The organism is Chryseobacterium contaminans (assembly GCF_001684955.1).
In the GTDB taxonomy this organism is placed as follows: domain Bacteria; phylum Bacteroidota; class Bacteroidia; order Flavobacteriales; family Weeksellaceae; genus Chryseobacterium; species Chryseobacterium contaminans.
In genome coordinates this window covers 42,255-56,387 of the sequence record NZ_MAYF01000356.1, presented here as the reverse complement: position 1 = coordinate 56,387, position 14,133 = coordinate 42,255, and the positions used below count along the sequence as shown (strand labels likewise).

Genomic DNA, 14,133 nt, shown 5'->3' with positions numbered 1-14,133 from the left:
TTATAATTTTTAAACTAATATCAAACACAATGAATTTCTCATCAGAACAACCAAAAATTATCGTTGTAGGCAGCTCCTCAATTGATCTTGTTTTGGAAACCGATAAACTTCCTTCACCTAACGAAACCGTTCTGGCTGTCAATTCAGAGAGCTATTTTGGTGGGAAAGGTGCTAACCAGGCAGTAGGAACTGCAAGATTGGGCGCCAGTGTTTATTTCATAGGTTGTGTTGGAATGGATCCCCTGGGACAACAAATTATGAGAAATCTGGTGAGCGAAAGCGTAAATGTAGGCTTTGTACATGAAACAGATAAAGAGTCTACAGGAACAGCTTATGTAACCACTTCTGAAGGGAATGCTGCTATTGTGGTAGTTCCTGCGGCCAATAAATATCTGAATACCTCACATATTGACGAAGCAGACCGCTATTTCCATACTTCAGACCTTGTTCTTGTACAGCTTGAGGTTTCAATGGAGGTGGTAGAATATACTGTAAAAAAGGCTAAAAAATATGGTAAAAAAGTAGGATTGTATGCCTCTCCTGCCATGAGGGTTGATGATGCCATCCTTGAAGAAGTAGATTTTATTGTAGCCAAAAGTAATGAATTGTTTATCATTTTTGGAGAAGAAAAAAGAGAAGAGGTTCTTAAAAAATACTTTAATAAAGTGTTTGTACGGGATGATACCAATTCTACCGTTTATTTTGACGGTACAGAAATGAAATATTACAGAAAGAATAAAGAGAAGACCGTTTATAAGATGGGAATGGGAGATGCATTTACTTCCGGATTTGCAATCGCACTTTGCCATGGGAACTCTATTGAAGACTGTGTGAAATTTGGAAATGAGGTGTCATCCCGTGTTTCAGGAGGTAAAGGTTCACAAACCGGACTTCCAAGAATGTCTGATTTTGTTTCTTAAAGCTATTTACGGCATATCGAAAGTTCAAAACTAAACATAATAATATACTGAAAATGTCCACTTTTATAGTGGATTTTTTCTTTTTATCCTATGGAAAAACTAATACTTACCACAGAAGACCATGCCTCATTAACTGCCCATCTTTTTCAGCCTGAAAAAAGTAATGGAAAATTATTGCTTATTAACTCTGCAACGGGTGTAAAACAGCAGGTTTATTTTTCCTTTGCCCAATATTTTTCTGAGCATGGATTTACTGTGATTACCTATGATTACAGAGGTATAGGGCTGTCTAAACCTGATAATATGAAAGGTTTTCATGGATCTATGAGAATTTGGGGTTCAAAGGATTATAAAGCCATAACAACATATATTAAAAATCACTTTCCCGAGTATAGAAAATTCTGCCTGGGACATTCCGTAGGTGCTTTGATTTTAGGAATGAATAAAGACTCCGAAATGTTTGAAGAGCTGATATTTGTAGGAACTCAGAATGCTTTTGTAGGAAACCTCAGACTCAGGACGAAAATTGAAGCTTATCTGGGATTTGGAATTGTACAGCCATTAACTACTTCATTGCTAGGATACTTTCCTGCCAATTGGTTTGGACTTGGAGAAAGTCTTCCAAAAAATTGTGCATATGACTGGAGAACCTTAATTTTAAACAAAAAATCTACCAACAGGCTGTTGGAGAAAATTGATGATTATTCTAAAAATTTAAAGCAGAACGTATTTGTGGTTCGTGCAGAAGATGATGTCTGGTTAACAGAAAAAGGGGTTCTGAGTCTTTTAAACAATACCTATCCTAATCTTAACCCTACTTACAGGCTGATAAGGACTGCAGAGTCTGAGAAAAAAGAAATCGGGCATGTTAATTTTTTTAGAAGCTATAATCACAAGCTCTGGAATATTATTTTAAATGAACTGATAGATTAATGAAAAGTACGATTAACAACACCGTAGAATTTGTAAAGGAAAAATTGAATGGAGCAGAAGCAGGACACGATTGGTTTCATATTGAAAGGGTGTGGAAGCTGGCCAGAAAAATAGCGGAAACAGAAAAAAATTGTGATCCGGATGTAGTAGAACTCTCAGCATTACTGCATGATATAGCAGATCCTAAATTTCATAACGGAGACGAAACCATTGCTCCAAGAATATCCAGAGAATTTTTAGAAAGCCAGAATGTTCCCAATGAAACAATTGAAAAAGTTTTATTTGTGATCGAAAATATTTCATTTAAAAATAGAAGCCAGGCTCCAGCTAATCCGCCTATTGAACTTAAAATTGTGCAGGATGCTGACCGTATTGATGCTATCGGAGCAATAGGAATTGCCAGAACATTCAATTTTGGAGGATTTAAAAATAATCCGATGTATGATCCTAATGTTCAGCCCAATCTGAATATGTCTAAAGAACAGTACAAAAAGTCTAACGGAACAACCATCAATCATTTCTATGAAAAATTATTGCTGCTGAAGGATTTGATGAATACTGAACACGGAAAAAAAATGGCTCAGGAAAGACACGATTATATGCTGAATTTCCTGGATCAGTTTTATAAAGAGTGGAATGTAGATTAACATGCTCTGAAAAAATCTGAAATCAGTATCTTTGCAGTATGGTATTTTTCATTCTTGTTATCTTTTGGGCGTGTATATTTTCCCTGGTTTTATATAAAGTAAAATCGGGAAGAATGGCAAAATGGGCAAGACTGTTCCGTATTGTAACAGTGGTTTCTTCCATCTCAGTTTTTACCTATTGGTTTATAAAGAAAAGCGCTGTGGCATTTGTTGATAATTCTGTAGGATTACAAGTCATCAATAAGCTTCCGCAAGCGTTGGATTTTTATCTTATCAATGTTAATAAAATTGATAGTGCCACAAAGCTTGAGCCTAAACATATCGGTAAGATACGTCCGGAATATTACAGAATAGAATATCTGAAAATGGATAAGTCTGATGAGTACTGGATTGTAGGATATCTTGGAAAGAAGAATCTGGTGTATTTTTCGCAGCATTCTGTTCCTAATAAGAATATAGATCAGATTGTGGAAGTGCAGAATTATATCAACCAAAGTATGAAGCTCTCTGACGCTGCTAAAAAACAGGTTGATGCTTACAATTATGAAAATACAAAGCTGGGGATCTGGATAACGCTGGACTTTTTGCTTTTATTCCTGAATCTGGTTTTACTTCTGAAGAAAAATAATAAAAATTAAATTATATTCTCTCGCAGATTTTATTGATCCGGCAGATGATTATGTTTTATCAGGCTGCTGTATTTTTAAAATCTGCGAGAGCTTTTTATTAAGGGTAATCCAGAATATGCATAACCTGCTCTTTAACTTCTTCAGGACATTCTCTTATTAACTTATCCTTATTTTGTTTACTGATTTGATGAGGTTCCAGCCATTCTGTTTTATTAGAGTTCAGGCTATGATTGTCATATACTCTTTTTATGGTATGGTCTTCATAGAAAGTATATTCATCTCCCAGCCAGTTGCTGGATACACTGATTGTACAAATTTCCTTTTTCATGACATTTATTTTTTTAAGAATACCTTTTTCAGACTGAATAGGTATTACTCTAATGTATAAAATTTTCTGTTATGAAAAGGCTTTTATTGTAATTCAGGATATAAATTAAAATTAGTCTATTTAAAATTTTAACTAAAACAATGTACCCGTACTTTCAGTGGCCATTTTAGGGATATGAAGGTCGGTTTTCCATTCTTCATTCATTTTTTTAATGAAATAGGCAGAAAGAAGTGGAGATGCCTTTTCAATATTCTGATGAACGAAGAAATACAGATTCTGGAGACCTTCTTTTTTCCACTGAGTAAGGTGTTTTAACCAGTCATCCAGCCTTTCATAATCACTTTCAGCATTAGCTCCTACATAACGGATAAACGCGTTGGGAGTGGTAAGACGCATATGAAGCATATCTCTTCTTCCGGCAGTATCTACAATAATGTTGGTGATATTGTAGGCTTCAAAAAGCTCACAGGTTGTATTCAGAATTTCCTCATCAGTAAACCATTCCGTGTTTCTTAGCTCTATGGCCAGAGGGACTTCTTTAGGCCATTCTTTTACGAATTTCTCCAGCCTGTCGTAATCTTTGGGTTTAAAATTATCATGAAGCTGAAGAAAAGCCATCCCTAGTTTTTCATCAAAATTAATAACTGCTGATGCAAAATGGGTAACGGGATCTGTAACATCAATCAGCCTTCTGAAGTGAGATACGGTATTGGTAATTTTAGGGAAAAACTTGAAATTTTCCGGAGTTTTTTCCTTCCATGTTTTTACCTGATCCGGAGTAGGCATTCCATAAAAGGTAGCATTTAATTCAATGGAATTAAATTGAGTGGCATAATAGGTTAGCTCATCCTTGGTTCCTTTAGGATAGAATCCTTTAAGGTCTGTTTTGTTCCATTTGGCACATCCAATAGAAATATTTTCCAGCCCTTTTTTATTAAGGCTTAAAATTTCTTTGGTTCTGGAGTGATCTTTGGGAAGGGTGAAGTCTATTTTTGATGGGTCTTCTACTTGTCCGAATTTCATATTAAGCGGTTTTAATGTTTAAAATTAATCATTTTTTTGCTGTAATTTTCATAGAATAGACATCAAATCAAGGTAGAAATTTGCAATAAAGGTTAAGTTTTTTTTAAGGAAATATTAAACTTTATGTTACGCAATGTTAACTCTATGTTACCACACTTCATATTGAGTCGGTCTAATTTTACAGCAAGTTTTGTAGCAATAAAAATATGAAGAAAAAATTGATCTGTGCTTTTGCTTTGTTATCTTTCGGATTTGCATTTTCACAGGAAACCAGCTCTAAAATTTTCGGAAGATTAAGAGGAATATCGTCCGAAGTTACTGTGAAAGTAGTGCATATTCCTACCAACAGTACTTTTGAAACAAAAAGTAACAGCAAAGGACAGTTTAGCTTAGATAATCTTCAACCCGGCGGGCCTTATAAGATTGAGATATCGGACGGCTCACAGGTTATTTATGAGAATCCCAATCTGCAGCTTTCTTTAGGAAATAATGACTTGCCAGTAGTGGAAGTTGGTAATAAGGAAAAGACCATTGATGAGGTAAAGATCACTTCTAAAAAAACCAGTGTAAAATATGGAGTGGGAATCAGCCAGGCTCAGATTTCCGGATTACCCAATATTAACCGTGGAATTCAGGATGTAACCAAACTAATACCTCAAAGTGCCAATAACTCTTTCAACGGAACGAACTTTCGTTACAATAATGTAACTATTGACGGTTCTATCAATAATGATGCTATTGGTTTCAGCCCTTCATTGGGTGGGCAGACGGGAACTTCAGGAATGCCCGGAAGCAGTACGCGTTCCAACTCGATAAGTTTGGATGCAATTCAGGATGTACAGGTTTATATTGCTCCTTATGATGTAAAACTTGGGAATTTTCTTGGTGGAAGTATCAATGCTGTCACTAGAAGTGGAAGTAACGATGTTACAGGTTCCATGTATGTGTATGGTAGAAATGCTGCTATAACTGGAAGAAACAGAGTAGGGGATAACTCTAAAATGCCAGGTGATTTCTCTGATTTTATCTATGGTGGAAGAGTGGGATTGCCTGTAGTGAGAGATAAAGTGTTTTTATTTACCAATCTTGAATATACCAAAAGAGTAGACCCTGTATTTTATAATGCAAACGATCCTAATGCATTGATAGATGAATCGGTGGCACAGAAAATTTCAGACTTTGTGCAAAAGAAATATGGATTCAACGTAGGAGGTTTTAATGGGTACAATAACTTTTCTGAAAGTGCTAAACTGTTCAATAAATTAGATTGGAAGATTAATGATAAACATACTTTATCTATCAAAAATAATACAGTATTTTCCAGAGCTTCCAATCTTGAGAGGGATGGAGCCAACTTCAGATTTGGCAGTATGGATTTTGTTCAGAAAAATACGGCATCCACTACTACCCTTGAACTGAAAAGTCGCTTTAATGATAAATGGAATAATAATTTAGTAGTGGGGTATTCTTCTATTCATGATTACAGAGATCCTACTTCCGGTAATGCGATGTTTCCACAGGTTGAGATTTCCCATAACGGCGGAACTATTCTGTTCGGGAATGACAGGGAAGCCACTGTTTTCAATATGAAACAGAAGACATTTGAAATTACAGATAATCTAACCTATAAAACAGGAAACCATACTTTCTTATTAGGAACTCACAATGAATTATATGATATCAATTATGGTTTTGTAAATGCCTTAAACGGAAGAATATCTTATAAATCCTTAAATGATTTCTATAATGGAAATCCTGCCAGAATAAGAGGTACTTATCCTTTCAACGGAGACAGCAGACAGACTCTTTTTGATAATCCTTATGCACAATATAAAGTAAACCTTCTTTCATTATATCTGCAGGATGAGATCAATTGGGGGAGAGTTAGGCTTTCTCCGGGAATAAGAGTAGATTATACCGATTTGCCTAATAAACCACAGTTAAGCCCACAGGTTAACAAATCTCCTCAGGATCCTTACTTCGGTAATACTTACAGCTATACTCCATTAAGTCAGTTAACCAATAGCTATCTTAATAAACCGACACTATCTCCAAGATTAGGATTTACGATTGATGTTACGGAAGACAGATCTGTAGTGCTAAGAGGAGGTTCCGGTATTTTCGTAGGAAGAATTCCGTTTGCATGGTTAGGATATGCGTATTATAATGATGGTGTTGGCTTTGGAAGCTATGATTATAATGCTCCAACAGCAGCTCAGATTGCAGCTAACGGAGATCCTCTGGTGGGAGCTAATTTCTCGAAATGGCAGAATTCATCAAAAGTACAGGTTGACCTTATTGATAATAATTTTAAAATGCCAAGAGTCTGGAGAAGTTCACTGGCATTAGATTATACGCTTGCCGGATATAAACTGACACTGGAAGGAATTTACACGAAAGTATTGTATGATCTGAAATTCCAGCAGGTGAATAAAACTGATAATGTAACATACTACAGCTATGATGTGAATCATGAAATGCCGATCTATACAACGAATATCAATAGCAGCTTCTCTAATGCTTATTTACTATCCAATACAAAAGAGGGATACCGTTATAATCTGACGGCTCAGATTTCAAAATCCTATAATTTTGGATTTAATTTCTTTGCAGCTTATACTTATGGCGATGCTAAAGATATTACGAATGGTATCAGAAATTCCATGGAAAGTAACTGGCAGATGAACCAGTCGCTGACTCCGAATGATCCTCAGTTAACGACTTCCAATTTTGCAATAAAACACAGAGTTGTTGCCAACCTTGGATATGCGTTTAATATTTCAAAATCTAACAGGTTGTATACCAATGTGTATTTTAATGCACAGTCAGGAAATCCTTTCTCATGGGGATTTGTAAACAGTACCATTGCCAATACAGGACAGGCAGCTGGTCTTGCTTATATCTTTAAAGATGCTGTGGAAGCTGCAAAATATATTGTTCCTATAAAAGACGGATCTGGCAATGTATTGGTAAGTACCCAGCAACAGGTTGCAGATTATGAAAACTTTGTTAACAACAATGATTATCTGAAATCCAGAAGAGGAAAATTTACTGAAAGAAATGGAGATAACACTCCATGGAATGTTCAGGCTGATATCAGAATTATGGATGAGATCAGGCTGAGTGAAAAATCTAAGAACAATATCCAGATTTCTTTGAGTATCATTAATTTCACGAACTTACTGAATAAAGATTGGGGTAAAGTGTATTTTGTACCTAATACATTCAACTCTACAGCAAGTGTGGGGCTTACAAAAGTTGGAAACGTGGCGGCAGGACAACCATCAGCAGGAGATCCTACTTATAACTTCAAAACTCCAGGATCGGCTTACACCATTGATCAGTTTGCATCAAGATTCCAGGCACAGCTGGGAGTGAGATATAATTTTTAATACTTCTTTTTACAAATACTTCTTTCAAAGGTTCGGATTTTCTTTCCGGGCCTTTTTTATGAGTAATGAGTGGTGGGAGATATTTTTGTTTGAAAATATAATTGTTCCATTTGTTCAATTCAATAGAAATGGGTTTTAGTTTGTTTTGTATTTAAATGATATTTCTGATGACTTTAGCCAAAATTTATTTCATTATCCCTAAACAAAAAAAGCACACCCAAAAGGTGTGCTCCACTTATAGTGCGTTTATTATTTGATCTTATGCCTCGCAGCTTGAGCATGATACAAAGTTCACCATCATTTCTTTTGAAACGGAAGAACTTCTTTGGTAGTAAAGCGTTTTTACTCCTTTTTTCCAAGCTTCGATATACAGATAGTTTACGTCTTTTACAGGCATTGTAGATGGAATCTGAAGGTTCAGAGACTGTGCCTGGTCAATATATTGCTGTCTTTGTGCAGCCTGGGAAATAATCTCCATTGGAGAGATCTCTTTGAATGTTTTGAATACTGCTTTTTCTTCAGGAGTAAGCTCATTCAGGTGCTGTACAGATCCGTGGTTCAGCATGATGGTTCTCCATGTTTCCTCATTATCCAATCCTTTTTCTTCTAATAATTTAGCCAGGTATTTGTTCTTACGCATGAAGTTTCCTTTAGCTAAACCTGCCTTATAGTAGTTTGATGAGAAAGGTTCAATTCCAGGAGAAGTTTGTCCTAAGATGGCAGAACTTGAAGTGGTAGGAGCAATAGCCATGGTAGTGGTATTTCTTAATCCGTATCCTTTTAATACTTCTGGTTCTCCGTAAATGTTGGCAAGTTCTCTTGAAGCCTGCTCAGCCTGTTCTTTAATATGCCTGAATGCTCTTGCGTTGAACTGGGTTGCTTCAAAGCTTTCAAACGGAATCATATTTTTCTGTAGGTAAGAATGGTATCCTAAAACTCCTAATCCAAGAGCTCTGTGACGCATTGCGAAGTTTCTTGCTCCCTGTAAATAGTAGTTACCTTCAGTTTTATCAATAAATTCAGATAATACGGCATCCAGGAAGTATACTGCTAATTTAACAGCATCTGTATCTTTCCACTCGTCATATAGTTCAAGGTTCATGGAAGACAGGCAGCAGATGAATGATTCTTCCATGGTAGAAGGCAGCATGATCTCTGAGCAAAGGTTACTTGCGTTAATTGTCATTCCAAGGTCTTTGTATACCTGTGGTTTGTTTCTGTTTACATTATCTGTGAAGAAAATATAAGGAAGTCCTTTTTGCTGACGGCTTTCCAATACTCTTGCCCAGACTTTACGTTTGTCCATATCGCCATCAATCATATCCTGCATCCAGTAATCCGGAACACAAACTCCGGTGAACAGGTTTTGAATAGGGCTACCGATATCTTTAATGGATAAAAATTCTTCAATATCTCCGTGGTCAATGTCAAGATAAGCAGCAAATGCTCCTCTTCTTACTCCTCCTTGGGAAACAACATCCATAGCGGTATCAAAAAGCTTCATGAATGAAACTGCTCCGGAAGATTTTCCGTTATCTGTTACAGCTGTACCTCTGTTTCTAAGTTCTCCGAAATAACCTGATGTTCCTCCACCAATTTTTGTCTGCATGATCACCTCACCCATTTTATGAGTAATGCCTTCAATGCTGTCTGGAATGTGAGCGTTGAAACAAGAGATCGGAAGACCTCTCTGTGTTCCCATATTAGCCCATACAGGAGAAGAGAAACTGATCCATCCTTTTGTGATCATTTCTTTGAAAGCTGGCTGAAGTTCCGGCTTATATAACCTTTTTGCAGCAGCAGTGGTAATTCTGTCGATAGCTCCATCTACCGTTTCACCTTTCAACAGATATCCTCTGTTTAGCATTTGCTCAGACTCTTCATTGAGCCACCATATATTTGAATTTTGCTCTTCCATAGATGTTATATTTTCGAATTCCGGAATGAGATTCCCACTCCGGAATTTTGTTTTTTTATATTATTGACTGTAAAAGTTCTACTTTGTGTGAGTTGTTCAGTCCACTTTCGTCTCTCAATCTCTGAAATTCCTTGAAAGATGGAATATTCAAAATTTCATGCTGAACTTCCTCATTAATGTAGTTTGAATAATGCAGAAAAGTAACGCCATCCTCCTTTACAAAAACCTTATATTCAAATGTTGACTGATCCAGATTTTTGAAATCATTCAGAAACTTTTCAACATTGGCTTTATTTGCAGAAACAAATTCAGGTTTTACGGTATAGCTTACGATTACATTAATCATATTTATTTGTGTTTATTAAGTCAACGTTTGTTCTGTTTTTGAAGCATAGAAAATCGTATGATTCTAATACTTTGTGCTTTGACGCTCGCTTCGCTCGCGTTTTTGCATTAGAACAAATCGTTTGCTGTAATACTCTTATCGTGCTTCGTGTAATCTACAGGTCTTTTTGCAAAGAAATCATCTAATGAATTCGCGAAAACTTCCTCTTCGAACCATACCATTGGTCTGTATTGTTCCGGAGTGATGTTATATCTTGTTTTCATGTTGATTTTCTTCAAACTGTCATCTACACGGTACTTCATGAAGTTCAGTAAATCTTCTTTAGATACGTTATCAATTTCACCCAGTTCAAAGATCCAGCTAAGGATATCTCCTTCTCTTGCGATAGATTCGTCAACAAGGGTGTAAATATCTTCAATATCGCTGTCTGTTAACAAGTCTGGTTGTTCTTCACGGATTTTGTTGATAAGGTAGATTCCGGCATTAGCGTGAATTTGCTCATCTACAGAAGTCCATGCAATGATATTGGAAACATTTTTCATGAATCCTTTGAATCTTGTGAAAGAAAGGATGATGGCAAACTGAGAGAAAAGAGAAACGTTTTCTACCAAGATACTGAATAGCAATAATGCAGAAACATATTCTTTAGGAGTAGCAGAATTGGCATGTTTTAAAGCATTACCAAGGAACTCAATTCTACCTTTTACTGCTGGAATTTCAATGACATTAAGGAATTCATCGTTATATCCTAAAACCTCTAATAAACGGGAATATGCTTCAGAATGACGAAACTCACATTCTGCGAAAGTAGATCCTAGTCCATTGAATTCCGGTTTCGGAAGGTGGTTGTATAAATTCCCCCAGAATGTCTTTACAGACACCTCAATCTGTGCAATGGCTAAAAGCGCATTTTTCACAGCATTCTTTTCATGCGGTTCCAACTGCGAATGAAAATCTTGTACATCTGCAGTAAAGTCCACTTCCGAATGTACCCAGAACGATTTGTTGATGGCTTCTACAAATTGAAGAACCTCCGGGTATTCAAATGGCTTATAGCTTACTCTCTTATCAAAAATTCCCATATTAAATATCTTTATAATTAAATAATTCAGATCTCTGTGGATAATGTTCAGAAGGTATGTAACTTTTTGTTTTTGTGGTGGTTGTGAATTTGAGTTATTCACATTATAAGTTTTCTTTTCTGACCAGAATCTAATGACAAAGTTCGAAAAAAAGAACTGATTTTGAAAGAGGTAAATACTAATAGGCTGACTTTTAGCTGTAAAAGTTTTCCACATTTACATGAAACAGGCTCGAATAATAGGCTGGAAGGGGATACAGGGGATAAATCCATGGAAAACTCAAGTTACAGTTAAACAAAATTCAATAAATTACTTTAAATAAAGGATTAAACAGTTAAACAAAAAAATATTTGAATAAATTTTCATTCTTGTAACAATTTCAAAATATCATCTACTTATTGGGTATAAAACATACATCACTTAATGTTAGTAATTCAGGATTTACATAAGTCATACGATACAGGAAAAAGCAAACTTCATGTTTTGAAGGGAATCAATCTGAATATTTCAGAAGGAGAGTTTGTTTCCATCATGGGAAGCTCCGGTTCCGGAAAATCTACCCTTCTTAACATTATTGGTATTCTGGATGAAAAAGATTCAGGAACCTATGAACTGGATGGTGTTCCTATTGAACATTTATCAGAAGTAAAAGCGGCAGAATACAGAAGTAAGTTTTTAGGATTTATTTTCCAGTCTTTTAACCTTATCAGTTATAAAACAGCGCTTGAAAATGTAGCCCTTCCATTATATTACCAGAATGTACCCAGAAAGGAACGTAATCAGAAAGCTTTGGAATACCTTGAAAAAGTAGGGCTTGCGCAATGGGCAAACCACCTTCCGAATGAACTTTCAGGGGGACAGAAGCAAAGAGTAGCCATTGCAAGAGCTCTTATTACAAATCCTAAAGTAGTTTTGGCGGATGAGCCTACCGGAGCATTGGATTCAAAGACTACCCATGATATTATGAAGCTTCTTCAGGATATCAACAATGAAGGAAAAACAATCATTGTGGTAACCCACGAACCGGACGTAGCTGCACAAACCAAAAGAAATGTAGTACTGAAAGATGGTATCATTGAAAGTGATGAGTTTATAAAGCAGATTGTACTGTAAAAGTCAATCGTGAATCGTCAATTTTGCTTCGTAAGTGAATTTGACAGACAACAACACAAATGAATTTGAAAAAATAAAAGATGTTTTTAAATCTGAACCATTATAAACTTGATGTTTATAAATCAGCGAGAGAATTAAGAATTGAATGTTATAAAATTCTACCCAGAATTCGGATTGTGAACGGTTTAATATAATAGATCAAATACGGAGAGCTTCCACTTCTGTGATATTGAATATTACTGAAGGTTGTTCAAGGAAATCCGAGTTAGAAAGAAAAAGATATTTTGAAATTGCACGAGGTTCCGTTATTGAACTTGATGCTTGTTTTGATATAGTGATAGAAAGTGATTATATCAGAAGAGAAGAATTAATAAAAATTGAAAACTTAATTAAGACCACATTTATCTTATTAAGCAAAATGTTGGAAAAAGATTAGATACGTGAAAAGTAATAACGTTCTGTATTTGAAATTAACCTAGAAGAAATTGACAATATATTAATTGACTTCGAAGAAAATTGACAGCGCAGCTCATTGACTTTTTACATCGTAAAAAATAAAAACTATGTTTGACCTAGATCGTTGGCAGGAAATATTCAGTTCTATCCGGAGTAATGTGCTTCGGACGGTACTTTCAGGATTTACGGTAGCCTTAGGACTGTTTATATTCATCGTACTTTTTGGAATTGGGAAAGGGTTACAGAATGCTTTCTCAGAAGGGTTTGCAGGAGATGCTAAAAACCTTATTACCATTTATACAGGAAAAACAACCTTAGCCTATAAAGGATTGCAGTCTGACAGAAGTGTAAGTATGAATAATGATGACTACGATTTTCTTGTCAATACAGATAAAGAAAAAGTAGGAGCAGCCAGCCCACGATATGCCACCAATTTAATGGTGAAATACGGAAAAGAAAGTGGGTTGTACCAGGTTCATGGTGCAGAGCCGGGAGAACAGGTTATTGAGAACAGAAAACTTGTTGAAGGACGTTACATCAACTCCTTTGATCTCACCAAGAAGCAGAATGTAGCCGTTATCGGAAGAATGGTTCAGAGAGACCTTATTAAAAACGGAGGTTCCATAGGTAAAGAGCTGGATATTAATGGAACCATGTTTAAAGTGGTAGGAGTGTTTTCAGATGATGGTGGGGACAGGGATGAAAGACATATTACAGTACCAATTACCACTCTTCAGCAGATGAAAAAAGGATCGGATACTGTAAACACGATTTATATAGCCTATAATGATAAGCTCCTTAATCCTCAGGATGCTATCAAATATGGAGACGAACTAAAAGATAAGCTAAAAGCAAGAAAAAATGTCTCTCCTGATGACGAAAACGGAGTTCGTGTATGGAATAATGCCAAAAATATGAATGATACCTTCACTTTTATGGCAGTATTAACAGCCATTGTAGGGTTTATTGGATTAGGAACATTACTGGCAGGGATTATTGGGATCAGTAATATCATGGTGTATATTGTGAAAGAAAGAACCAAAGAAATTGGAGTACGAAAAGCTATTGGAGCCAAACCGGCAGGAATTGTTGCTCTGATTGTTCAGGAAAGTGTTGTAATTACAGTGGTCTCAGGATTTGTAGGAATAGGAATCGGAGTTTTAACGTTAAGCCTGATTGGTGACAGCCTTGAAGAGTTTTTCATCAAAGATCCAAGCGTAGGCTGGGGATCTATCTTTATGGCATTTATTGCATTAGTTTGTTCCGGGCTGATTGCAGGATTTGTCCCGGCGTACAGAGCTTCAAAAATTAAACCGATTGAGGCATTGAGAACGGAGTAAGCAGAA

At 36.0% G+C, this 14,133-nt stretch carries 13 protein-coding genes; 8 read left to right on the top strand and 5 right to left on the bottom strand.

Features of this window, described 5'->3' with window-relative positions; genetic code table 11:
* Positions 1 to 29 precede the first annotated feature (29 nt).
* From BBH99_RS20905 to BBH99_RS20890, 4 genes are all read left to right on the top strand, one after another.
* Positions 30 to 920: a ribokinase gene (locus tag BBH99_RS20905; protein WP_066700271.1), complete on the top strand. Its 891-nt coding sequence runs from the start codon at positions 30 to 32 to the stop codon at positions 918 to 920.
* Between the two features lie 90 nt (positions 921 to 1,010).
* Entirely contained in the window at positions 1,011 to 1,853 is an 843-nt protein-coding gene (locus BBH99_RS20900; RefSeq protein WP_066700269.1) for an alpha/beta hydrolase family protein, read from the top strand.
* Complete coding sequence (locus tag BBH99_RS20895; protein WP_066700267.1) at positions 1,853 to 2,500, top strand: HD domain-containing protein; 648 nt, start codon at positions 1,853 to 1,855, stop codon at positions 2,498 to 2,500. Before BBH99_RS20900 ends, BBH99_RS20895 begins: the two co-directional genes overlap by 1 nt.
* 113 nt (positions 2,501 to 2,613) lie before the next feature.
* Positions 2,614 to 3,138, top strand: coding sequence for a hypothetical protein (locus BBH99_RS20890; RefSeq protein WP_066700324.1), 525 nt, complete (start codon positions 2,614 to 2,616; stop codon positions 3,136 to 3,138).
* An 88-nt stretch (positions 3,139 to 3,226) separates the two neighbouring features.
* Here BBH99_RS20890 and BBH99_RS20885 read toward each other — a convergent pair whose 3' ends face one another.
* Positions 3,227 to 3,457: a hypothetical protein gene (locus tag BBH99_RS20885; protein WP_066700265.1), complete on the bottom strand. Its 231-nt coding sequence runs from the start codon at positions 3,455 to 3,457 to the stop codon at positions 3,227 to 3,229.
* A 132-nt stretch (positions 3,458 to 3,589) separates the two neighbouring features.
* Positions 3,590 to 4,480, bottom strand: a complete 891-nt coding sequence (locus BBH99_RS20880) for a DUF72 domain-containing protein (RefSeq protein WP_066700263.1) — start codon at positions 4,478 to 4,480, stop codon at positions 3,590 to 3,592.
* A gap of 206 nt (positions 4,481 to 4,686) precedes the next feature.
* Between BBH99_RS20880 and BBH99_RS20875 the strand changes: the two genes are divergently transcribed.
* On the top strand, positions 4,687 to 7,872 hold the full coding sequence (locus tag BBH99_RS20875) for a TonB-dependent receptor (RefSeq protein WP_066700261.1): 3,186 nt from the start codon (positions 4,687 to 4,689) through the stop codon (positions 7,870 to 7,872).
* A 259-nt stretch (positions 7,873 to 8,131) separates the two neighbouring features.
* Here BBH99_RS20875 and BBH99_RS20870 read toward each other — a convergent pair whose 3' ends face one another.
* From BBH99_RS20870 to BBH99_RS20860, 3 genes are all read right to left on the bottom strand, one after another.
* Positions 8,132 to 9,790, bottom strand: coding sequence for a ribonucleoside-diphosphate reductase subunit alpha (locus tag BBH99_RS20870; protein ID WP_066700260.1), 1,659 nt, complete (start codon positions 9,788 to 9,790; stop codon positions 8,132 to 8,134).
* Positions 9,791 to 9,845: 55 nt separating this feature from the next.
* Entirely contained in the window at positions 9,846 to 10,136 is a 291-nt protein-coding gene (locus tag BBH99_RS20865) for a hypothetical protein (RefSeq protein ID WP_066700257.1), read from the bottom strand.
* A gap of 107 nt (positions 10,137 to 10,243) precedes the next feature.
* Positions 10,244 to 11,218, bottom strand: coding sequence for a ribonucleotide-diphosphate reductase subunit beta (locus BBH99_RS20860; RefSeq protein WP_027374636.1), 975 nt, complete (start codon positions 11,216 to 11,218; stop codon positions 10,244 to 10,246).
* Between the two features lie 423 nt (positions 11,219 to 11,641).
* Between BBH99_RS20860 and BBH99_RS20855 the strand changes: the two genes are divergently transcribed.
* From BBH99_RS20855 to BBH99_RS20845, 3 genes are all read left to right on the top strand, one after another.
* The gene (locus BBH99_RS20855) at positions 11,642 to 12,331 is read left to right on the top strand and encodes an ABC transporter ATP-binding protein (RefSeq protein WP_066700255.1); all 690 of its coding nucleotides are present in this window, start codon (positions 11,642 to 11,644) and stop codon (positions 12,329 to 12,331) included.
* A 223-nt stretch (positions 12,332 to 12,554) separates the two neighbouring features.
* Complete coding sequence (locus BBH99_RS20850) at positions 12,555 to 12,767, top strand: four helix bundle protein (RefSeq protein WP_262487215.1); 213 nt, start codon at positions 12,555 to 12,557, stop codon at positions 12,765 to 12,767.
* A gap of 127 nt (positions 12,768 to 12,894) precedes the next feature.
* Positions 12,895 to 14,127, top strand: a complete 1,233-nt coding sequence (locus tag BBH99_RS20845) for an ABC transporter permease (protein ID WP_066700253.1) — start codon at positions 12,895 to 12,897, stop codon at positions 14,125 to 14,127.
* The last annotated feature ends 6 nt before the right edge of the window (positions 14,128 to 14,133 follow it).

Coding starts and splice junctions, on each gene's coding strand:
- BBH99_RS20890 (WP_066700324.1), top strand. CDS start 2,614: ATGGCAAAATGGGCAAGACTGTTCCGTATTGTAACAGTGGTTTCTTCC.
- BBH99_RS20900 (WP_066700269.1), top strand. CDS start 1,011: ATGGAAAAACTAATACTTACCACAGAAGACCATGCCTCATTAACTGCC.
- BBH99_RS20905 (WP_066700271.1), top strand. CDS start 30: ATGAATTTCTCATCAGAACAACCAAAAATTATCGTTGTAGGCAGCTCC.
- BBH99_RS20855 (WP_066700255.1), top strand. CDS start 11,642: ATGTTAGTAATTCAGGATTTACATAAGTCATACGATACAGGAAAAAGC.
- BBH99_RS20885 (WP_066700265.1), bottom strand. CDS start 3,457: ATGAAAAAGGAAATTTGTACAATCAGTGTATCCAGCAACTGGCTGGGA.
- BBH99_RS20865 (WP_066700257.1), bottom strand. CDS start 10,136: ATGATTAATGTAATCGTAAGCTATACCGTAAAACCTGAATTTGTTTCT.
- BBH99_RS20870 (WP_066700260.1), bottom strand. CDS start 9,790: ATGGAAGAGCAAAATTCAAATATATGGTGGCTCAATGAAGAGTCTGAG.
- BBH99_RS20875 (WP_066700261.1), top strand. CDS start 4,687: ATGAAGAAAAAATTGATCTGTGCTTTTGCTTTGTTATCTTTCGGATTT.
- BBH99_RS20860 (WP_027374636.1), bottom strand. CDS start 11,218: ATGGGAATTTTTGATAAGAGAGTAAGCTATAAGCCATTTGAATACCCG.
- BBH99_RS20895 (WP_066700267.1), top strand. CDS start 1,853: ATGAAAAGTACGATTAACAACACCGTAGAATTTGTAAAGGAAAAATTG.
- BBH99_RS20880 (WP_066700263.1), bottom strand. CDS start 4,480: ATGAAATTCGGACAAGTAGAAGACCCATCAAAAATAGACTTCACCCTT.
- BBH99_RS20845 (WP_066700253.1), top strand. CDS start 12,895: ATGTTTGACCTAGATCGTTGGCAGGAAATATTCAGTTCTATCCGGAGT.